This window comes from Marinobacter sp. (genome assembly GCF_041984545.1).
GTDB lineage: Bacteria > Pseudomonadota > Gammaproteobacteria > Pseudomonadales > Oleiphilaceae > Marinobacter.
Genome location: NZ_JBHIXV010000013.1, coordinates 43,217 through 63,804, shown reverse-complemented (window position 1 = coordinate 63,804; position 20,588 = coordinate 43,217). Strand labels below are relative to the sequence as shown.

The following is a 20,588-nucleotide window of genomic DNA, read 5'->3' as shown; positions in this document are numbered from 1 at the left end:
CCGGAGTGGTTATGGGCAATCACCATGACAGCATCGCCCTCGACTGGGTTCGGGGAGAGATACAGGACACGCTGACCCAGGGTCAGCATGCACTGGAGGCGTATGTCGAGAATCGCGACGACACCGCGCGCCTGCGCTTCTGCCTGAATTATCTCCATCAGGTGCACGGCACCCTGCAGATGGTTGAGCTCTACGGGGCGGCGCTGCTCACCGAGGAAATGGAGAAGCTGACCCAGGCGGTGCTGAACGAGACGGTGGCCAACACCGACGAAGCGGTGAATGTGCTCATGCAGGCCATTCTGCAGCTTCCCCAGTACCTTGAGCACCTGGGAACCAGCCGGGACGATTTCCCGATGGTGCTGTTGCCCCTGCTGAACGATCTCCGGGCCGCCCGTGGTGAATCCCTGCTCTCTGACACCTCTCTGTTCAAGCCGGATCTGGCGCCTGCCCGCATCAAGGTAAGCGGCAAGGTTTCCCAGCGCCTGCAGGATCCGACAGTGCTCGGCCACATCCGCAAGCTGCGCCAGATGTACCAGTTCGCCCTCGCCGGCGTGATCCGGGAAGCCGATCTGGATGCGCACTTTGACTACATGCAGAAAGTCATCCAGCGGCTGATACGCCTGTGCCAGAAGACTCCGCGGGGTGAAGTCTGGAAGGCAGCCAGCGGCTTTGTGGAATCCCTTCAGGGACGCGTCAATCCGGTCAACCCGGCCGTCAAATCCTTGCTGCGGGAACTGGACAGTGAGATTCGACGGCTTATAGACGAGCACGCCGACATCCTGCAGCAACCGGCGCCGGAAGCGCTGCTGAAACACCTGCTGTATTACGTTGCCCGGGCGAGGGACCTGGACACGCCTCACATCAGCGCGCTCCGTGACGCTTACCAGCTGAATCGTGCCCTGCCCTCGGATGATGACGTGGATGCGGCCCGAAGCCGCGTCTCCGGCCCGGGTCGGGACGCTATCCACTCCGTGGTCGGCGCCCTCAACGAAGAACTGGCGAAACTGAAGGACCAGCTTGACCTTTATGTACGCTCGGAGCTGCGCCAGAACAGCGAACTGGAAGACCTGCTGCCCGGCCTGCGCCAGGTGGCCAACACCCTGGCCGTACTGGGGCTGGGCATCCCCCGCAAGGTAGTGACCGAACAGGTCGAACTGGTACAGAAGCTCAGCGACCAGGCGGAGCCGGTGGACGACGGTACCCTGATGGACATCGCCGGCGCCCTGCTCTATGTCGAGGCCAGCCTGGCCGGGCTGGAGAGCGATGGCCAGCCGGACGCCGCCCAGCCGGAAACGGATGCTCCGGTGAACCTCGGCTCGCGAGAGCTGGGCGAAGCCAGCAGTGCCCTGCTGCGGGAATCCCGAAACACCCTGGAACAGGTCAAATCCGCCATTGTGAACTTCATTGCCTCACAGTGGGACACCCGGGAAATCGAGCACGTGCCCGGCCTGCTGCACAGCATCCGCGGCGGCCTGAGCCTGATTCCCCTGGAACGGGTGGCCAGCATGCTCGCTTCCGCCGAGCGCTACATTACCGATGTCCTGCTGAGCAGTGGTCAGGTACCCGACTGGAAGCAACTGGATACCCTGGCCGATGCGGTAACCAGCATCGAATATTATCTGGAGCGCCTGGCTGAGGGCATCGGAGAGAACGACTCCGTGCTCAGAGTGGCCGAAGACAGTCTCGCCAGCCTTGGCTTCCCGGTAGGTGCCGAGCCAACCTGGACCGAAACCGGCAGCGAAGACGTTCCGCTGGTGGAAGCAATAGAGGAACCGCAGGAAAGTCCTGCAGCCGTGCAGGAGGACGCCGGCAAGGGCTCCGATGCCGAACTTCTGGACGATGAAATCCTCGGCATTTTTGTCGAGGAAGCGGAAGAGGTGCTGGAGACCATCCACGAGTTTTACCCGCGCCTGCGCCAGAACCACGACGACCGCGAGGCCCTGACCGAAGTCCGGCGCGCCTTTCACACGCTCAAAGGCAGCGGCCGCCTGGTGGGTGCCACCAGTATTGGTGAACTGGCCTGGTCGGTGGAGAACCTGCTCAATCGCGTCATTGACCAGACGGTTCGCCCCACGGACGACATGTTCTCCCTCGTGGACGAAGTCAACGCCCGCATTCCCTCGCTGATTCGCGAGTTCAAGGACGGCCAGACAGCTGGCGACGTGAGTGCCCTGATCAGCCGCGCCGAAGCCATGGCCACCACCCGCCGTGCCGAGGGCGAACCGACGGCGGCGGCGGAGGCGGCGAGCGCTCCTGCGACAGAGGAGCAGGTTGAGGACGCTTCGCCCGAGCCCGCGGCGGAAACCCACACTTTCGGAAACACCGACGAAGATGACCTGATCGACGACGAGATCCTGGAAATCTTCGTGGAAGAGGCCGGCGAGGTCCTGGAGACCATTCGCGAATACCTGCCCATGCTGCTGCGTCAGCATGACGACCGCAGTGCTCTGTCTGAGGTACGACGGGCATTCCACACCCTCAAGGGCAGCGGGCGCATGGTCGGCGCCCTGGTGGTCGGCGAGTTGGCCTGGTCCGTCGAGAACATGCTGAACCGGGTGATCGACGGCAGCATCTTCATGAACGACGACATCGCGACGTTGCTGGAAGATGTCACCGCCAACCTGCCCGCCCTGGTTGAGGATTTCGAAAAGCGCCGTGCGCCTTCGGTGGATACCTCCAACCTGGAGGCCCGTGCCAACGCGCTGGCCAATGGCGAGATCCCCGATGCCAGTACCATGCCCGCCGCCGAGGCAGACAGCGCCGAAAGCCAGGTCGAGGAACCGGCCGTTTCCGTCGCTACCGGAACGGAAGCCTCCGACGAGGATGTGGTTGATCCCCTGCTGCTCGACATTTTCGAGAGTGAGACGGAAACCCATCTGCAGACGCTGAAGGACTTTCTGGCCGCCGCCGGCGACAAGACCTCGGTGGCCTATACCGACGATCTCTCCCGGGCACTTCACACGCTCAAGGGCAGTGCCCACACGGCAGGCATCGCCCCGATTGCCGCAGTGATCACACCGCTTGAACGGTTCGTCAAGGAATCCCGGGCCCAGAACAAACGGGCAAACCGCGACGTACTGGCCCTGATCGAATCCGCCTGCGACTTTCTCACCCAAGGCCTGGCCCAGATTCGTAGAAGCCCGCAGTCGCCGCTCCCCGGTACGGATGCCTTCCTGGACAGCCTCGAACAGCTGCGCCAGGAAACCTTCCGTGGCCACAGTGTCGAGACCGAGCAGACCCACGCACCGGAGTCGTCCTCCCGCCTGGTTCAGCTGTTCCTGAACGAAGGCCTCGATATTGTTCTCGACGCTGACCGCATCCTCGATCAGTGGGCCGCCAACCCGGAGGAAATTACCGCGCTGGACCGGCTGCGCTCAGAACTTGAGCAGTTGACCGCTGGCGCCTCCGATGCCGGCCTGAGCGACGTTGCCGCGCTTTCAGCAGCGCTCAAGGATACCTATAACGGCGTGGCTGCCGAAACCGTCACCGCTGACGAAGACTTTTTCGACACCGTCAGGGCGGCCCAGGAACAGCTGATCAATATGATGGACCAGGTGGCCGCAGGACTGGCCACCGAATCCAGCGAGGACATGGTGGCGGCGCTGGAAGCCCTGCGCCAGACGCCCTCGGCTGAAGCCGACACGGTGCCGGACGCGTTCGAGCAGGAATTCACCGGCGACCTTGAGGAAATCGACCTCAGTTTCGACCAGGACGAACAGTCACTCTCGCCGCCCGATCCGGATACCGAATCGGTGGAACAGCCGCCGCTTCCGGAAACGTCCGAGTCCGACGACATGGACGAGGAGCTCGCGGAGATCTTCCTGGAAGAGGCCCGCGACCTGATCGACAGCACCGCCGAGGCGCTTCAGAACTGGAGCGAGAATACCGGCAACCTCGATATTCTTCGACTGCTCCAGCGGGACCTGCACACCCTCAAGGGGGGTGCCCGCCTGGCCGACATTCCCGCGGTAGGCGACCTGTCCCATGAGCTGGAAAACCTGTTCGAGGGGCTGACCGAACAACGGTTGTCCGTCAACGATGAGCTGTCCGACCTCCTGTTCCGGTGCCACGACCGGCTGGCAGGCATGGTGGAAAACCTGGAAGCCCGGGACGCGCCCCGCCCGGCCCCGGACCTGATCAGTGAAATCCGCGCCTATATGGACAGCGCCACCGGCAGCCGACCGGTCACGTCGGTACCGGAAGACGAGCAGCCGGAGGCCGAAGGCGTCGACGACGACCAGGTGCCGCTACCCGACGTCGAAGAAGACGATACTGACGCACCAGCGCCGACCGGTAGCGATGACGTCGCCAGCGCCGAAGACGGCGTGGCCGATCTTTCCCACCTGGATCCGGAGCTGGTAGGCATCTTCCTGGAAGAAGCCTACGACCTGATCAATTCTACCGGCAGCGCGCTGCATACCTGGACCGAAGACCCGTCCGACCGGGCCGTGGCCGCCGAACTCCAGCGCGACGTGCATACCCTCAAGGGCGGCGCCCGGATGGCCGGAGTCGAGGCCATCGGCGACCTCACCCATGTACTCGAGGATCTGTTCGAGAAGGTCGCCGAAGGTCAGCTGGAAGCCAGTGACTCCATGAACGACCTGCTGTTTGCCTGCCACGACCGGCTGGCGCAGATGGTGGAGCAGGTGGCAACGCAGAAACCCTGCCCGCCGGCAGACGAGCTGGTTGCCCGGGTTAAGGCCATCCTCCGGGGCGAATCCGCCCCCACCGACGGGGCATCGCTCGTAGCCGAACCGGAGCAGGAAGCGGAAACGGAGACCTCCGAAAGCGAACAGGCGGAGGACACCACCAGCCTCAGCGACACCCTGACCCAGGCCAGCGACGAGGACCTCATCGGCATCTTCCTGGACGAGGGCCTGGAGATCCATGACGCCATCACCGAATGCCTGGACCAGTGGCGGGAAGAGCCGGAAGAACTCACCGGGGTTACCCAGCTGCAACAGGAACTGCACACGCTCAAGGGCGGTGCGCGGCTGTCCGATATTGACCCGGTGGCCGATCTGGCTGAGGCCTGGTCCGATGCCCTGGATCCCCTGATTTCCGGTTCCAACAACCAGCAAGCCCTGTTCAGCCTGAGTGAGCGGGCGCTGGCCAGCCTCAAGGCCATGCTCGACAGCATCGAAGAGGGCAACAAGCCGGCACCCGACGGCAAGCTGGTTGCAGAACTGCAGGCGGCCCACGAAGCCAGCGCCAACGACACCGCCGGTTCCGAGCCCGAGTCGGCAGAGGCGAGCCAGGACACCATCGATCCGGAAGTACTGGAAATCTTCCTGGAGGAAGCCGGCGAAATCATGGATCAGCTCGAGCAACTGCTCGATGACTGGCGCAAGGAGCCCGCGAACCACAGTTTCAACCAGGAAGCCCAGCGGGCACTGCACACCCTCAAGGGTGGCGCCCGTCTGTCCCAGCTGACCCAGCTCGGGGATAAGGCCCACGCTTTCGAGACACGCCTGATTGACCTTGGCGGTAATGCCCCGGACGAGTCCCAGTGGCAGGCCATTACCGAAGATCACGACGCCATCATTGCCCTCGTGGCCGAGATCCGGAAAAGCTATGAGACCGGCTCCGCCATGCCCTCTGCGGCGCCGGCGGAACCGAGCACACCCGCTCCTTCCGAACCCGAGCCGAAAAAACCGGAACCACCGGCAGCCCCGGCCCGTGCTGAAAAACCCGCCGAACCGACGCCGAAGCCCGGCAAGTCTCCGGCACGGGCCCGCAAACAGGCTGCCGAAGCCCAGCGTGCGGCTCAGGAAACCATCCGGGTCTCTGCCCCGTTGCTGGATGAGCTGGTCAACCTGGCCGGCGAAACCAGTATCACCCGGGGCCGGCTGGAGCAGCAGACCAGCGACTTCGGCCATACTCTGGATGAAATGGCCGCCACCATCGAGCGTCTGCGCGAGCAGCTGCGCCGGATGGAGATCGAAACCGAGGCCCAGATCCTGTTCAGTGCCGAGAAAGAACACGGCCCGGATTACGGCGACGACTTTGACCCGCTGGAAATGGACCGCTACTCGTCTATCCAGCAGCTCTCCCGGGCACTGACGGAATCCTCCTCGGACCTTGCGGACCTGCGGGAAACCCTGTCCGATCGGGTGCGGGACACCGAAACCCTGCTGGTACAGCAGTCACGGATCAACACGGAACTCCAGGAAGGTCTGATGAAGACCCGGATGATTCCGTTCGCCTCCATGGTGCCGCGCCTGCGCCGAATCGTACGCCAGATCAGCGGGGAACTGGGCAAGAAAGTCGACTTCGATGTTCGCAACGCCGAAGGCGAGATGGACCGCAACATCCTCGAGCGCATGATTGCGCCGCTGGAGCATATGCTCCGGAACGCCCTCGACCATGGCATCGAGAGCCCGGAAAACCGCAAGAAAGCGGGCAAACCGGAAACCGGTGAAGTGACCCTGTCGCTGACCCGCGAAGGCGGCGACGTGGTACTTCGCATGATCGACGACGGCGCCGGCATCCCGTCTTCGGTGATTCGTGACAAGGCCATCCGCCAGGGCCTGCTTCGGGAAGACGAGGACCTCACCGAACGGGAGATTCTCCAGTTCATCCTCCAGCCCGGTTTTTCCACCGCCCAACAGGTAACGCAGATTTCCGGTCGCGGCGTGGGTATGGACGTGGTTGCCAGCGAGATCAAGCAGCTCGGCGGCAGCCTCGATATTGATTCGGCCGTTGGCCGCGGTACCACCTTCACCGTTCGGCTGCCGTTCACGGTGTCGGTAAACCGGGCGCTGATGGTGTCCACCGGTGAGGACTTCTACGCCATCCCGCTGAACACCATCGAGGGTATTGTCCGGGTCAGCACCTACGAGCTCGAGGAATACTACAAGCCGGATGCGCCACTGTATGAGTACGCCGGCCAGGAATATCGCCTGCAGTACCTGGGCAGTCTTCTGAACAGCGACCACCACCCGAAGCTCCAGGGCCAGGCGCTGCCACTGCCGGTAATTCTGGTGCGCGGTGCGGAACAGCCGATGGCCCTGCAGGTGGACAACCTGATGGGCAGCCGGGAAATCGTGGTTAAATCCCTCGGCCCGCAGTTCAGCTCGGTGCGTGGGGTGTCCGGCGCCACCATCCTCGGTGACGGCAACGTGGTGGTGATTCTCGACCTGCCGGCGATGATCCGTTCCGACATCCTGTCCGAGCGCCAGCGTCTGGCCAACCTCGAGAAGGCCCGCGAGTCCGCCCGCTTCGAGGAGCAGGCCACGGTGGTGATGGTGGTGGACGATTCGGTTACGGTCCGGAAGGTCACCTCTCGGCTGCTTGAGCGTAACGGCATGGAAGTCATTACTGCCAAAGACGGCCTGGACGCCGTGGCCCAGCTGCAGGACCACAAGCCGGACATCATTCTGCTGGACATCGAGATGCCCAGAATGGACGGTTTCGAGGTGGCCAGCTTTGTTCGCCACGATGACAACCTGAAGGAAACCCCGATCTGTATGATCACTTCCCGGACAGGCGAGAAGCACCGGGAGCGGGCGCTGGCCATTGGGGTCAACGAGTACCTCGGCAAGCCATTCCAGGAAACCGAGCTGCTTGAGACCATCGAGCGGCTGACCGGACGACAGTGATGACCGGCGATACGGGCCGGCCACAGGTTGGAATCGTCTCCGACATGGTCCTGCAGAGGCATCGGCTGCAGGCCGCCGCAGCCCGGTTTGGCCTGGAGGTCTGTTTTTCAGGCAACCCCGACCGGCTGCTGGGCTATCCGACCTTTCCGGAGGCCGGGCTCTGGCTGGTGACACTGGAGGATGAAGCCGACCATCCCCAGCTGTTTGACCACCTGCTGGAAAATACCGAGGCACCGGTGCTGTTCGGGCTGGACGAAGCGCCAAAGCCTGGAAGCACCGAGTATTTCCGCTGGGAACGCCGGCTGCTCGGCAAACTGGAACAGCAGCTGGGGCACCTTGAGCAACTGGATTCCGAGGCAAGCCTCGAGCAACTTGAGGACAATGCTCCGGCGGTCCCACGCTCGCCGGAGCTGCCCCGCTGGATCACGCCGGCGGTACCCGGCTCCATTGCCGAAGAGGTCTGGATTCTGGGTGCCTCTCTCGGGGGGCCCGCGGCGGTCAAGACGTTTCTCGACCACCTGCCGGCCGGGCTGCCGGTGGGCTTTATCTACGCCCAGCACATTGATGGCAACTTCACAGAAGTGTTGACCCGCGTGCTAGGTCGCCACGCCCATTACCGGCTGCAAAAGGCCGAGGAAGGCTATCGGGTCAAGAATGGCGATGTGGTGCTGATGCCGGTCGAACACGAGTGGCAGCTCAACGAACAGGGCGCCCTTACCGAATGCAGCAAGCCCTGGCCGGGGCCCTATGGGCCGTCCATCGATCAGGTGCTGTTGAACGTTGCCGACCATTACGGCCCTCGCTGTCATGCCATAGTCTTCTCCGGCATGGGCAACGACGGTGCCATTGCGGCGCCGCTCCTGAAAGCCTACGGCAGCCGTATCTGGGTACAGGAAAGCACCAGCTGCGGCAACAGTTCCATGCCGGACTCCGTGGCGGCAACCGGCTGCAGCGGCTTCTGCGGCACCCCCGAGCAACTGGCCCGGGAACTGGTAAAAACCATTGAAGAATCCTGCCTGCTGAAAAGCCGGCAGAAACGGGACTCAGCCTGAGGACACACGCCATGAACGACAACAGTCAAACCCTCTCCTGCGTCATGATCCCCATGAGCGGGCGCCAACTGTTGCTGCCCAACGTCTCGATCGCTGAGGTGGTCGACTACGCCAGCTCCGACGCCGGCACCAACAGCCCGGAATGGCTGGTGGGCTATCTGGACTGGCGCGGCCTGCAGTTGCCCGTGATTTCCTACGACGCTGCCAATGGCGCGGCCCTCACAGTACCCGGAGACAACCGGGGACGTATCGTGGTTCTCAACACCATTGGCGAGCATCACCAGGAGATTCCGTTCATGGCCCTGGTCACCCAGGGCATTCCCAGCCAGGCGCGGCTGACCGAGGACCAGGTTCGTAAGCTGGACGGGGAGCCCGGCCCGGCCGACCTGATGCAGGTTGAGATCGAGGGCGAGCAGGCCTGGATACCCAACCTGGAGTTTCTGGAATCCCTGATCCTTCAGACCCGTCACTGACCCCTTGGTGCCCGCCCGGAGATCGGGGCACCCTGGCAGGCCAGCCTGAATATGTTATAATGTTTCAAATTTTTTTGGGGTGCCTGCCATGCCTGCGCGAGCCATTCCCTATCGGCCACATAATCACGATGCCTGCGTCAGCCAGGCTCTGGACGATGCCCGTCGAATCTGCCAGCGGCAGAACGCCCGCCTGACGCCCATCCGGGAACGGGTACTGGAACTCATCTGGCAGTCCCACAAGCCCCTCGGCGCTTACGACGTACTCGCCGAACTGGCCTCCGATGGCCACAACGCAGCGCCACCGACGGTCTACCGGGCCCTGGATTTCCTGCAACAGCACGGTCTGGTGCACCGTATCGCCTCACTGAATGCGTTCATTGGCTGTACTCACGCTGGCCAGTCCCATACCGGCATGTTCCTGATCTGCCGTGCCTGTGGCAACGTGCTGGAACTCACGGCACCCTCTGTGTCCACCGAGGTGCGCCGGGCCGCGACCAGTGAAGGATTCCAGGCCGAGGACACAACACTTGAGATTGCCGGCCTGTGCCCCCGCTGCCAGGCGGAGCCAGGCCATGAGTGACCCGCTGGTCCACCTGCAGAATGTCAGCGTGCAGTTCGACACCCGACCGGTCGTGGAGTGGGTCAACCTCACGGTGCATCGGGGTGACATCATCACCATCATCGGCCCTAACGGTGCCGGCAAGACCACGCTGATCAAGGCCGTGCTGGGACTCCAGAACGTGACCGCAGGACAGGTCTCACTGGCTCGCAACCTCGTGGTTGGCTACGTGCCCCAGCATCTGACCCTCGAGGCCACGCTGCCATTGAGCGTGCGGCGTTTCATGCTGCTCAGCGGTCAGTCCCGGTCGCGCTGCGAGGCGGCCCTTGAGAAAACCGGCGTCGGTCACCTGCTGAATGCCTCGGTGCACCACCTGTCCGGAGGCGAGAAACAACGGCTGCTGCTGGCCCGGGCCCTGGCCCGCCAGCCGGACCTTCTGGTGCTGGATGAGCCAGCCCAGGGTGTTGATATCAATGGCCAGGCCTCCCTGTACAACCTGATCCGGCAACTGCGGGATGAGCTGAATTGCGGCGTGATCATGATTTCCCACGACCTCCACCTGGTGATGGCCGCCACCGACAAGGTGATCTGCCTGAACCAGCACGTGTGCTGCAGCGGCTATCCCGAGGACATTTCCCACGATCCGGCCTTTATCGAAACCTTTGGACGGCCGGTGGCGGAATCCCTCGCGGTGTACCATCACCGCCACAACCACCGCCACGATCTGCACGGCAATGTGGTGCATGGCGAAACCCGTGGCCAGGAAGGCGAGCACCAGGGGTGTGACCATGCCCATCATTGATGCCCTGCTCGACGATTTCTTCTGGCGCGCGCTGATCGGGGGTCTCGGGGTTGCCCTGGTGGCCGGCCCCCTTGGCTGTTTCGTGGTCTGGCGCCGTATGGCCTATTTTGGCGACACCCTGGCGCATTCGGCGCTGCTGGGCATCGCCCTGAGCTTCCTGATCAGCGTGCCACTGAACCTGGGCGTGATCATTGTCTGCGTGGTGCTGGCCATGGCCCTGGTGCTGTTCTCCCGTATCCGTACCCTGGCGACCGATACCCTGCTGGGCATCATGGCCCACAGTTCCCTCGCCATAGGTCTGGTCACCCTCAGTTTCATGCCGGACATCCGGGTGGACCTCACGGGTCTGCTGTTTGGCGACCTGCTGGCCATGAGCCGGGAAGACCTGCTCTGGATCTATGGGGGCGCGGCGCTGATCCTGGCACTGCTGGCCGTGCTCTGGCGGGGGCTGTTGATGGCCACAATCCACGAGGAGCTGGCCCGGGTCGAGGGGCTGGCGGTGGAGCGCCTGCGACTGGTGTTGATGCTGATGTTCTCGCTAGTGATCGCCGTGGCCATGAAGATAGTCGGGGTACTGCTGATCACAGCCCTGCTGATCATCCCTGCTGCCACGGCACGGCGACTGGCCGGCAACCCGGAAATCATGGTGGCCCTGGCGGTGGCCTTCGGCTTTGTCGCGGTGTCTGGCGGGCTTACCCTGTCCTGGCATCTCGACACCCCCGCCGGACCGTCGGTGGTGGTGGCCGCCTTCTCGGTGTTTCTTCTGGTCTATGGCAGTGCCGGCCGGAGCCAGAGCTGAGCGTTTCCCTGTTCGCCCGGGCTGGGCTAGAGTAGTAGCAAGAGAATGCTGGTGATCCGGGGTTGATGCCCCGCCGCACAGGAAAGCTGCCATGGAACGCTCAGAGGCCACGGAACGTCGCAAACCGGTCGTCTGGCCGGGGCTGTGGGTACCCCTGCTCCTGCTCACAGCCGGACTGATGACGACCGCGCTGGCCGCCCACCTGGAGGCCCGACGCGCCAGCGCCGCGGCCGATATCCGTTTTTACGCCCAGCACCAGGCGCTGGTCAACCATCTGCTCATCCACACGCCGGAGGCCGCCGGCGCCGTCGAGGCGGGCGGACAGTCCGCGTCGCACTGGCTTGTGGGACTGTTCGAGGGCGCATTGCCCGAGACCCTGGGACTGCGCATTGATACCCTGGAGCGACACACCAAAGAACCGCTCCTGGAACTCGGTATCGACGGCACCCTGGATCCGACCCGGGCCCTGCGCACCGAAGTCCACGCTCTTGGCGAGCAATGGATGGTTACCACGCTGCCTGCCCCCGCTGCCCTGGAGAACCCGGCCGACAATGCCCGACAGACCATCTGGCTTGTCGGCGGCACCCTGAGTCTGACGGCCGCCGGGCTGGCACTGGTGCTGAATCGCCGGCTGTATCGACAGGAGCTGGAGCTCCATGACCTGGAACACCGGGAGACCGGTGCCGACCATCAGATCGCCAACCTGCAGGTGGAAAAATCCATTCTTCGGCAGGCGCTCAATGACAGTGAACAGCGCAGCCGGGATCTGGTGGCGCTGTCCGGAGCGGTAATCTGGGAGCTCGACGAGAACGCACGAATCGGATTTGTATCGCCGCAGATCGCAGACCTTCTGGATCGGGCACCGACCGACCTCGCGGGACAGGCCATGGAAGCGTTGGTGGCACCGGAGTGCCAGGCCCACTTCCGCCAGGCACTGGCGGCGGCAAGACGCGACAACGCCATCGAGCGGGTCGACCTGCCCCTCTTGCACCACGATCAGGAAAACCGGGTGCCGGTGGTGCTTCGGGTCAGAGCCCTGAAAGACACGGTTCACGGCCTGTCCGGCTATCGGGTCAGCACACTCCATCACGTGGCCCACTCACCGCAGGCCTGACCCTGGTTACTTACGTCAGGTGCTTGTGGCTACCGTCACACAGGGGCGCATGACCGGTCTGCTTGCAGCCACAAAACCAGACCCACTCCTTTTTTTCAGCCTCAAAGCGCACCGGTGTTATACCGGTACCCTGATGGGAGCCGTCACAGAAAGGCTGGTTTGCACTCCGGCCACAGGCACACCACAGGTAGTGTTTGCCCGCCTCTACCATGACACAGCATGGGGTGGTGCGGGCGACAACGGGTTCTTCTGCCATGGATTCCTCCGGGCTGGTTAACAGGCGCCCTCCAGTATAGCCGCTCCTCTCAGAGTGGCCGGGCAACGTCCGCGAGCCGCCCCTGTTCCACCAGCTCCATGAACTCATCCCCAAGCCGGTCGCTCTCGGCAATCGCGTGTCGCCAGGCCCGTTCGCGACCGGCGTCGTCACCGGCATAGCGTTCAAAATCCTTACGATCCGGCAGCTTGCGGTCGGGTAGCGACTCAAGGTACGCCTTTGACGGGGCAATCAGCAGAACATCCTGTAGCCGGGTAGCGTCCCCCCGCCGCCAGGGCAGCGACTTGTCGAACCAGCCGGGCACCACGCGATCGGTGAAATGGGGATACAGGATCACGCCGGGCTGCTGGTAGGGCAGATCCAGATGGTAGTCCAGAAGCCCTCCGTCCCGGTAGACGCCCTCCGGTGCCCCAGGGATGTTGCGCACACCCGACATCACCAGAGGAATGGACGCCGAGGCCAGCAGTGCGGGCAGCAGGTTGTCCGGCGTAAGTGCCACTTCGTGGCTGGGAAAATCCACCAGTTTGGCCACCGGTGCCTTGAGGCGGGCATCGTGGATAATGCCTCGCTCCATGAACCGGCCAAGGTGCCGACGGCTGACCATGTTGGCGCTGATGGCACGCATCAGGCCAAGGCCAAGCCGTCCACGGGTGTCCTCCGCCAGCATCCCCAGGCTGCGCACCACCACGATGTTCAGCCGGTACCAGGGATGATTGAGGATGGCCTGTTCCCTGCCCCCCAGCAGCTCCTCAAGGAACAACACGCTTTTGCGGCTGACCTCGGCCGCGCTGACGCCCTTCGCAAAGCGCTGCATGGTGTACAGTTCGGCAAGCCGGGAGAGTTGCGACCGGGGGTCGTCCGAAGAGGCGATGGCGGCAAATCGCCAGCTTCCGATGGAGGAGCCAATCAGGGAACGCTCCTGGGGCACCCGGGGCAGCCAGTCGCCGAAAATGGCCTTGTCCAGACCGCTGATGCCGAGGGCTTTGGGACCACCAGCCGCTCCGGGTATGACGTGAACATCCTCCGCCGACAGCGGTTTGTCCCTGAGTCGCTGCAGCGCGCGCCTGCCTGCGCGTATGGTCAGTGCCGGTTCACGGGTCTGGATTGCAGTCATTGGATGGGTCCCTGGAGCAGCTCCCTGAAAGTGTCCCGCGAAGTTTAACCAAGTGGACATCCGCCGGCCAACTGAACAAAACTAATGGTGGCCATTAATGACATGATCTGCTTCAGTTAGAGCATGACAAGACCATGATTCGGCCAAATCCATGGACCGGCCCGACAACGGATGCGGGCGCTCAAGAACCAGACAGCAGGAGTAAGCTGTGAAATTCTCTGTACCCCCCGATTCCCTGGCCGCCAATCCGACCCTGGCGGTGCTCGGTTTCAAACGGCAGTTGGTGTACCACCTGCACTTCTGGGCCTTTATTGCGGTCGCGCCGCTGGTGATGGTGCAGTGGCAGCAGTCGCACTACCTGCTGTCTGCCATCCTCGTGCTTTTCTGCGTCAACGCCCTGCTGGTGATTGCCTTCCTGAAGCTGAGAGGCACCTATTTCCTCAAAGGCCGTCTGTTTCCTCTGCTCGCCGTGGTGAGCGCCGCCTACTCCACGCACATCAACGGTCATGCCGGCCTGTACTGGGCTTACCCCGCGGCCACCGCGCTGTTTTTCCTGCTGCCCCTGCGGGAGGCGATCGGCAGCAACACTGTGTTCGTGGTGGTCATGGCGGTGGTCTCTTTCCTTCGCTTTCCCGAGGCGGACTTCTGGCGCATCACCTTTTCCCTGGGCCTGACCTGCCTGTTTGCCATGATCTTCGCCTGGCTGGTGGGTAAGCTCCAGCAGGAACTGACCCGCCTGGCCACCACCGACCCCCTGACCGGCTGCCTGAACCGGTCGCAACTGGCCGATATCCTCAATGGCCAGATCCAGATGCGGGAACGGTATGAACGAGTCTCGAGCCTGATCCTGCTGGACCTGGACTATTTCAAGACCATCAACGACCAGTGGGGCCACCTGGCCGGCGACAGGGTGCTACGGGAACTGACCCTGAGACTCCGCAAGCGTCTCAGGGAAAGCGACCAGCTGTTCCGGATCGGCGGTGAGGAGTTCATGCTGGTATTGCCGGAAACCCGCCAGAAAGACGCAGACGCCCTCGCCCACCAGCTACTGACCAGCATCAGTGCCCGACCGTTCCTGGAGGATATCAAAGTCACCGCCAGTGCCAGTGTGGCGGAGGTCAGCAAGGGCGAGACCTGGTCCGTGTGGCTTAACCGGGCCGATCAGGCCCTGTACCAGGCAAAATCCCAGGGTCGCAACCAGGTGGTCAATGCGGCCCGACCGCTCCCGGTGATTGGACGGGGAGCCATGGATGAAGCAGACTCGGCCCAAGGCTGATACCGTGATCCGGCTCAGGCGCCTGCGGCGCGCTGGCGAAAATCCCGGTAAGCGCTGAACACATCCCAGGGGGTTTCGAGGTGGGGGTAGTGGCCGATATTACGCAGGCACACCACCTCAGGGTCAGCCACCAGTTCCCGATATCGGCGGGCCATGGCCGCGCCCGAAACCGGGTCGGCGGTGCCTGAAATCAGTCGCAGGGGCTGTTCCGCTTTCTGCACCGCCGAGACCCAGCGATTGCGGTGGCAACGCCGCTCCTCCATGAACTGAATCAGGCGATGCAGAATGCCCCGCCCGTTGTTGTAGGTGAGCAGGTACCAGAAATCCTCCATGTCCTGGCGATCCGGCGGGTTATGGGTTCCGAACAGGCGCCGGAAGTTGCGCTCAAAGCTGCGCCGGGTCAGGCCACGGCTGATCAGCCCTCCAAGGGGACTGCGCAACAGCTTCTGGATCAGCAAAGGATTGTGTACCTCGGGGAAAAGCGCACCATTGAGGAAGCACACGGTGCGGATCTGGAATGGCAGGCTCGCTTCCTGCTCCCGGGCCAACAGCTCCTGGGCCACGCTGCAACCGTAATCGTGAGCCAGCAGGTGCACCGACGACAGTCCCAGTTGTTCGATCCAGCCCTGGAACAGGTCGGCCTGATCCTGGATGCTGTAGGGATAGTCAGCCGGCTTGTCGGAAAACCCGAAGCCCAGCATATCCAGGGTCAGAACATTGTGGTGCGGCACCAGCATCGGCCACAAACGATTCCAGTCCCAACTGGCCGTGGGGTAACCGTGCATCAGAACCAGCGGTTCGCCGCGTCCGCCCATGCGGCTGAAAATGGCGTGGCCCTCGTAGCTGAACCATTTGCCTCCATGCTGCCACCCTTCCAGAGTGTCGGCCTGACGCCCCGCGGCGGCCGCACCACTGACATTGGGTATCACCTGTTCCATGCGTTGTTCCCAGCGATTCGACACAGGCTGAAACTGTAGAACAAACCGGTGCCGGCTGCCATAGCCCGAGCGCTCGATAACCCCGGCACGACAGTCACAGTGGTCTTTTTCTGCAACCTGCCCGTACATGCTGGAGATGCGATGCCGGGCAAATTACCTTAAGCTTTGGCCCTCGACCGATTCAGCTAACCGGACAAGATTATGACCAAACTCCTAGACGACCTTTCGGGGCACTACCGGGCCATTATCAGCGGGCTGGGTGAAGACCCTGACCGCGAAGGTCTGCAGGACACGCCCATGCGGGCAGCCAAAGCCATGCAGTTCCTGACCCGGGGCTACCAACAGGATCTCGGCGACCTGGTCAACAACGCCGTGTTCGAGTCCGCCATGGACGAGATGGTGGTGGTTCAGGACATCGAACTGTACAGCATGTGCGAGCACCACATGTTGCCGTTCATTGGCAAATGCCACATTGCCTACCTGCCCCAGGGTCGGGTTCTGGGGCTGTCCAAGTTTGCCCGTATCGTTGACATGTACGCCCGTCGCCTGCAGATCCAGGAAAACCTGACCCGCCAGATAGCCGAGGCTATCGAGAGCGTTACCAACGCCAAGGGCGTGGCGGTGGTCATCGAGGCCCAGCACATGTGCATGATGATGCGGGGTGTGGAAAAGCAGAACTCGCGGATGAAGACCTCGATGATGCTAGGTCAGTTCCGTAAATCCCAGGCAACGCGTACCGAGTTCCTGAACCTGATCGGCGGCCACCGCTGATCAATCAGCTCCCGGAGGAAAGCGGCATGACAGAGGTTAACGGGAATCGCCAGGCAACAGTGCGGATCAAGGATCTGCTGCTCCGAGCCTACATTGGCATCAAGGAGGAGATTAATAACAAGCAGGACGTTCTGATCAACATACGCCTGACCTATGACGCAACAGCGGCCATCAATGAAAACGAGATCTCGGCCGCCCTCAACTACCGCACCATCACCAAGCAGATCATCCAGCATGTGGACGGCAACCGCTTTGCCCTCCTCGAGCGCCTCACACACGAGGTGCTGACCATTGTCATGGAACACGAGGCCGTGCAATGGGCGCAGGTGGAAATCGACAAGCCCCACGCGTTAAGGTTCGCGCAGTCCGTTTCCGTTTGCCTTGAAGCGCATCGTCCCTGAACTGGAGCCACTCTCCGCCATGCCGACTGACGCGCCTGAACAGCTCCGCCAGGTCCTGAGCTCCGTCAAGACCATCGCTCTGGTGGGTGCCAGTGAGAAAACCCACCGGCCCTCCCATGACGTCATGGCCTACCTCCAGAACCAGGGTTACCGGGTCATTCCGGTGAACCCTCGCCTGGCTGGCCAACAGCTGCTGGGCGAAACCGTGTACGGGAATCTGCCGGAACTGCCGGAACCGGTCGATATGGTCGACCTGTTCCTGGCTCCCGAACGCACCGACCCCGTGATTGACCAGGCCATCGACCTGAAGATCCCGGTGGTATGGCTGCAGATCGGGGTGATCAACCAGGAGGGGGCCGCCAGGGCCGAGGCCGCGGGTCTGACGGTGGTTATGGATCACTGCCCAAAACAGGAAATTCCCCGCCTGGGTATCGCTAAACGGGCCTGATTGCTGATCTGGATCAGGAACTGCGTCACACTTTCGCAACTCTGCTGTAACCGCCCCTCAGGGTCTGACATAATCGACCCACGTAAGTAATTCCCGCATTTTCGTCCTACCAGCAACTGATGGCGGTAACCGATCAAAATGGTTCATTTTTCTGCTGGCGCCGGCAACGTGCCTGCACCACCGTACATGGCCACGGAGTAAACTGTGGATAAACCCGCATCGCCCCCCAAAGCTGTTGTATCGGGCCTGCTGAGCCCGGTGTTTCCGGTGGTGATCTTTCTGGTTTTCCTGGGTCTGGCGACAGGCCTGCGCTACGGACTGGTACAACAGGACAAGGCCCAGATTGAAGCCAACCTGGCCAACGAGACCCGGGCCATGGCCAATCATCTGCAACGGGAGTTTCTGGTGCACGCCGAGGCCATTCGCCGCATGGCCAAGCGCTTCCAGAACGATCCGTCCATTACCCTCGAGACCTGGCGCCAGGATGCCCGGAACTACCTGGAGGATTTTGGCGTTTACCAGGCCATCGAGTGGATCGACCGTGATTACGTTATCCGGTGGCTGGAACCGGTGGCCGACAACCAGGACGTGATCGGCTATAACGTCGCCTTCAACGATGAGCGCCGCCGGGCGCTGGCGCTTGCCCAGAGCACCGGCAACTGGGATCTGTCCGGTATCATTGATCTTCGCCAGGGCGGCAAGGGCATGGTCATCTACGCTCCGGTAGGCTCGGGCGCGGACAATAACGGCTTTATCGCCGGCGTGTTCCGGATGGAGATACTGGCCCGGCAACTGCTCACCGAGCGGGTGCTGGAATCGTTCCGGGTGGAGATTCGCGAAGCCGGCGAGCTGAGTTACCAGCTGAACAACGACCTGCCGGTCAGCGACACCTTCTCGCACTCGTTGCCGGTAGACCTGCCCACGTTGAACTGGACTCTGACCCTGAAGCCGGCCAGGACCTGGGTTGAGAACCAGTACAGCAACTGGCCAACGCTGACCTTCACGACCTTCCTGCTGATGGGCCTGCTGACCAGCCTGACTACCCTGCTGGTACAGCTGATCCTCAAACGCAACCAGTCGCTGCTGAAAACCCGGCGGGAACTGGACCTGGAAATTGCCCAGCGCACCGCCATCCAGATCGATCTGGCCCGCCTGGAATCCACCGACACCCTCACCGGCCTGGCCAATCGCCGGTTCTTCATGGAAGACCTGGCGCACACCCTGAACATTGCTGATCGGCAAATGCGGCAGGTTGGCCTGATCATGCTCGACCTGGACCGCTTCCAGACGCTGAACGATTCCCTTGGCCACCAGTTCGGCGATGAGCTTCTGATCAAGGTCTCCGAACGACTCAACCGCCTGAGCAACGAACGGATCCTTGTCGCCTACTCGGGCGGCGACGAATTCATGGTGTGCCAGCAGCAGGTCGACGACCTCGACGATATCATTCACCTTCTTGGCCAGATCAAGCAGTGCTTCGACCAGCCCTTCGAGGTACAGGGCCAGGCCCACAGCATCACCGCGACCATGGGGGTGGCGGTGTATCCCCAGAGCGGCCTGGATTCGGACACCCTGCTGCGCAACGCCGACATTGCCCTGTACCGGGCCAAGGAACAGGGTCGGAACACCTACCAGTTTTACACCGAGGGCATGCAGGAACGCGAGGTGATGCGACTGGAGCTGGACAAGGACCTCAGCCAGGCCCTCACCAACGACGAGTTTGTCCTGTTCTACCAGCCGCAACTGAACCTGGACACCGGCGAGATCCAGAGCGTGGAGGCGCTGATTCGTTGGCAGCACCCTCGACGGGGCCTGCTGCCCCCGGGTGAATTTATCCCGCTCGCCGAGGAGAGCGGCCGTATTACCGATATCGGTCGCTGGGTGGTGATGGCCGCCTGTCGGCAACTGGCAGACTGGAAAGGCACCGAGCAGGAAGGCCTGCGCATTGCCGTGAATCTCTCTGGCCGGGAACTGGACGATGAGGCCCTGGTGGATCACATCCGGGAAGCCCTGGAGGCGGAGAATGTCCCCGCCGAGCGTCTGGAATTCGAGCTCACCGAGGAAATTTTCATCCAGAACATCGAGCGCAACCGTAATCAGCTGTCGCGCCTGCAAAAACTGGGCGTGCACCTGGCCATTGACGATTTCGGGGTGGGTTATTCCTCGCTGGGTTACCTGCGGGATTTCCCCGTGGATGTGCTGAAGATCGACCGTTCGTTCATTACCGAGGTCACCGAGCGCCACGACGACGCCGTGATCACCCGGGCGGTTATCAATCTTGCTCACAATCTCGGCATCCAGGTGGTGGCTGAAGGTGTGGAAACCGAGGAACAGCTGGCGTTCCTGAAGCGGCACCGGTGCAACTTTGCCCAGGGTTACCTGATCAGCCGACCCATTCCGGCGCGGGATCTGGAGCAGGCGCTGGCGTCGGGCATACTGGTTGCGGGCCTGGCCGAGGGATCGAGTTTGTAATGGCGGCGATCCGCCCCCAAGATACGGATAAACGGTTCGAGTGAGTGACTATGTCTGCCCAATATCTGACGCCGGAACAGAACGAGAAGCTTCGCCAGTGGGAGCGTTGGAACCGCAATTATTTCCTCTTTGCCTTCGTGGCGCTGACCGTCATCCTGGTGTTCAGCAGCCAGCTCGGGTTGTCCAGTGACGACAGTTGGGGCCCCCTGGGTGTGCTGATCGCAGCCCTGATTACACCGATCATCGTGCTGCAATTGAAGCTGGCCTGTCCCGCCTGTGGCCACAAGATTGGCTGGCAGGCCAAGCTGATGGCGCCGGACCAGTGCAAGACCTGCGGGACCTTCCTGCGCGCCAGGGGTCAGTAAACCTCCGTGCTTTTTCCTTTCAAAAACCTTTGACCTGTGAGTAGCTCACAGGTTTTAGTCTTACTCTATGGTTCTGGAGTTTGCCGTGCCGGGGCCGACTTCCATTCTTTGATTCCTGAAGCCATCCAG

General features: G+C 62.4%; 16 protein-coding genes. 13 read left to right on the top strand and 3 right to left on the bottom strand.

Features of this window, described 5'->3' with window-relative positions:
- The first annotated feature begins 11 nt into the window (after window positions 1–11).
- From ACFC20_RS08270 to ACFC20_RS08240, 7 genes are all read left to right on the top strand, one after another.
- Entirely contained in the window at window positions 12–7,601 is a 7,590-nt protein-coding gene (locus ACFC20_RS08270) for an Hpt domain-containing protein (RefSeq protein ID WP_375192586.1), read from the top strand.
- On the top strand, window positions 7,601–8,653 hold the full coding sequence (locus tag ACFC20_RS08265) for a chemotaxis protein CheB (RefSeq protein ID WP_375192585.1): 1,053 nt from the start codon (window positions 7,601–7,603) through the stop codon (window positions 8,651–8,653). The genes ACFC20_RS08270 and ACFC20_RS08265 overlap by 1 nt, the downstream gene beginning before the upstream one ends.
- An 11-nt stretch (window positions 8,654–8,664) precedes the next feature.
- Window positions 8,665–9,126 carry a chemotaxis protein CheW gene (locus tag ACFC20_RS08260; protein ID WP_375183238.1) on the top strand — a complete coding sequence of 154 codons (462 nt, stop codon included), beginning with the start codon at window positions 8,665–8,667 and terminating at the stop codon, window positions 9,124–9,126.
- An 88-nt stretch (window positions 9,127–9,214) separates the two neighbouring features.
- Entirely contained in the window at window positions 9,215–9,706 is a 492-nt protein-coding gene (locus ACFC20_RS08255) for a Fur family transcriptional regulator (protein ID WP_375183237.1), read from the top strand.
- On the top strand, window positions 9,699–10,487 hold the full coding sequence (gene znuC, locus ACFC20_RS08250; RefSeq protein WP_375183236.1) for a zinc ABC transporter ATP-binding protein ZnuC: 789 nt from the start codon (window positions 9,699–9,701) through the stop codon (window positions 10,485–10,487). Before ACFC20_RS08255 ends, znuC begins: the two co-directional genes overlap by 8 nt.
- Window positions 10,474–11,286, top strand: coding sequence for a metal ABC transporter permease (locus tag ACFC20_RS08245; RefSeq protein WP_375183235.1), 813 nt, complete (start codon window positions 10,474–10,476; stop codon window positions 11,284–11,286). Before znuC ends, ACFC20_RS08245 begins: the two co-directional genes overlap by 14 nt.
- A 91-nt stretch (window positions 11,287–11,377) precedes the next feature.
- Window positions 11,378–12,400, top strand: coding sequence for a histidine kinase (locus tag ACFC20_RS08240; RefSeq protein ID WP_375192584.1), 1,023 nt, complete (start codon window positions 11,378–11,380; stop codon window positions 12,398–12,400).
- A gap of 10 nt (window positions 12,401–12,410) precedes the next feature.
- On the opposite strand, the gene ACFC20_RS08235 is transcribed toward ACFC20_RS08240, so the two are convergent.
- Window positions 12,411–12,656 (bottom strand): CDGSH iron-sulfur domain-containing protein, encoded by a 246-nt coding sequence (locus ACFC20_RS08235; RefSeq protein WP_375192583.1) that lies wholly within the window; start codon window positions 12,654–12,656, stop codon window positions 12,411–12,413.
- A 49-nt stretch (window positions 12,657–12,705) separates the two neighbouring features.
- A complete protein-coding gene (locus ACFC20_RS08230; protein WP_375192582.1) occupies window positions 12,706–13,788 on the bottom strand; it encodes a patatin-like phospholipase family protein in 1,083 nt (360 codons plus the stop codon).
- A 208-nt stretch (window positions 13,789–13,996) separates the two neighbouring features.
- On the opposite strand from ACFC20_RS08230, the gene ACFC20_RS08225 reads away from it, so the two are divergent.
- Window positions 13,997–15,064 carry a GGDEF domain-containing protein gene (locus ACFC20_RS08225; RefSeq protein WP_375192581.1) on the top strand — a complete coding sequence of 356 codons (1,068 nt, stop codon included), beginning with the start codon at window positions 13,997–13,999 and terminating at the stop codon, window positions 15,062–15,064.
- A gap of 14 nt (window positions 15,065–15,078) precedes the next feature.
- Here ACFC20_RS08225 and ACFC20_RS08220 read toward each other — a convergent pair whose 3' ends face one another.
- A complete protein-coding gene (locus tag ACFC20_RS08220) occupies window positions 15,079–16,002 on the bottom strand; it encodes an alpha/beta fold hydrolase (RefSeq protein ID WP_375192580.1) in 924 nt (307 codons plus the stop codon).
- Between the two features lie 201 nt (window positions 16,003–16,203).
- Here ACFC20_RS08220 and folE point away from each other — a divergent pair, with 201 nt between their 5' ends.
- From folE to ACFC20_RS08195, 5 genes are all read left to right on the top strand, one after another.
- Complete coding sequence (gene folE / locus ACFC20_RS08215; RefSeq protein WP_091988899.1) at window positions 16,204–16,773, top strand: GTP cyclohydrolase I FolE; 570 nt, start codon at window positions 16,204–16,206, stop codon at window positions 16,771–16,773.
- A gap of 26 nt (window positions 16,774–16,799) precedes the next feature.
- The gene (gene folX / locus ACFC20_RS08210) at window positions 16,800–17,174 is read left to right on the top strand and encodes a dihydroneopterin triphosphate 2'-epimerase (RefSeq protein WP_375192579.1); all 375 of its coding nucleotides are present in this window, start codon (window positions 16,800–16,802) and stop codon (window positions 17,172–17,174) included.
- A gap of 19 nt (window positions 17,175–17,193) precedes the next feature.
- Window positions 17,194–17,622: a CoA-binding protein gene (locus tag ACFC20_RS08205; RefSeq protein WP_375192578.1), complete on the top strand. Its 429-nt coding sequence runs from the start codon at window positions 17,194–17,196 to the stop codon at window positions 17,620–17,622.
- A gap of 204 nt (window positions 17,623–17,826) precedes the next feature.
- On the top strand, window positions 17,827–20,094 hold the full coding sequence (locus ACFC20_RS08200) for a putative bifunctional diguanylate cyclase/phosphodiesterase (RefSeq protein ID WP_375192577.1): 2,268 nt from the start codon (window positions 17,827–17,829) through the stop codon (window positions 20,092–20,094).
- 50 nt (window positions 20,095–20,144) lie between these two features.
- The gene (locus ACFC20_RS08195) at window positions 20,145–20,459 is read left to right on the top strand and encodes a hypothetical protein (protein WP_375192576.1); all 315 of its coding nucleotides are present in this window, start codon (window positions 20,145–20,147) and stop codon (window positions 20,457–20,459) included.
- Window positions 20,460–20,588 lie beyond the last annotated feature (129 nt).

Excerpts from the sequence above, each read along its gene's own strand:
- ACFC20_RS08270 (WP_375192586.1), top strand. The coding sequence starts at position 12 with ATGGGCAATCACCATGACAGCATCGCCCTCGACTGGGTTCGGGGAGAG.
- ACFC20_RS08265 (WP_375192585.1), top strand. The coding sequence starts at position 7,601 with ATGACCGGCGATACGGGCCGGCCACAGGTTGGAATCGTCTCCGACATG.
- ACFC20_RS08260 (WP_375183238.1), top strand. The coding sequence starts at position 8,665 with ATGAACGACAACAGTCAAACCCTCTCCTGCGTCATGATCCCCATGAGC.
- ACFC20_RS08255 (WP_375183237.1), top strand. The coding sequence starts at position 9,215 with ATGCCTGCGCGAGCCATTCCCTATCGGCCACATAATCACGATGCCTGC.
- znuC (WP_375183236.1), top strand. The coding sequence starts at position 9,699 with ATGAGTGACCCGCTGGTCCACCTGCAGAATGTCAGCGTGCAGTTCGAC.
- ACFC20_RS08245 (WP_375183235.1), top strand. The coding sequence starts at position 10,474 with ATGCCCATCATTGATGCCCTGCTCGACGATTTCTTCTGGCGCGCGCTG.
- ACFC20_RS08240 (WP_375192584.1), top strand. The coding sequence starts at position 11,378 with ATGGAACGCTCAGAGGCCACGGAACGTCGCAAACCGGTCGTCTGGCCG.
- ACFC20_RS08235 (WP_375192583.1), bottom strand. The coding sequence starts at position 12,656 with ATGGCAGAAGAACCCGTTGTCGCCCGCACCACCCCATGCTGTGTCATG.
- ACFC20_RS08230 (WP_375192582.1), bottom strand. The coding sequence starts at position 13,788 with ATGACTGCAATCCAGACCCGTGAACCGGCACTGACCATACGCGCAGGC.
- ACFC20_RS08220 (WP_375192580.1), bottom strand. The coding sequence starts at position 16,002 with ATGGAACAGGTGATACCCAATGTCAGTGGTGCGGCCGCCGCGGGGCGT.
- folE (WP_091988899.1), top strand. The coding sequence starts at position 16,204 with ATGACCAAACTCCTAGACGACCTTTCGGGGCACTACCGGGCCATTATC.
- folX (WP_375192579.1), top strand. The coding sequence starts at position 16,800 with ATGACAGAGGTTAACGGGAATCGCCAGGCAACAGTGCGGATCAAGGAT.
- ACFC20_RS08205 (WP_375192578.1), top strand. The coding sequence starts at position 17,194 with ATGCCGACTGACGCGCCTGAACAGCTCCGCCAGGTCCTGAGCTCCGTC.
- ACFC20_RS08195 (WP_375192576.1), top strand. The coding sequence starts at position 20,145 with ATGTCTGCCCAATATCTGACGCCGGAACAGAACGAGAAGCTTCGCCAG.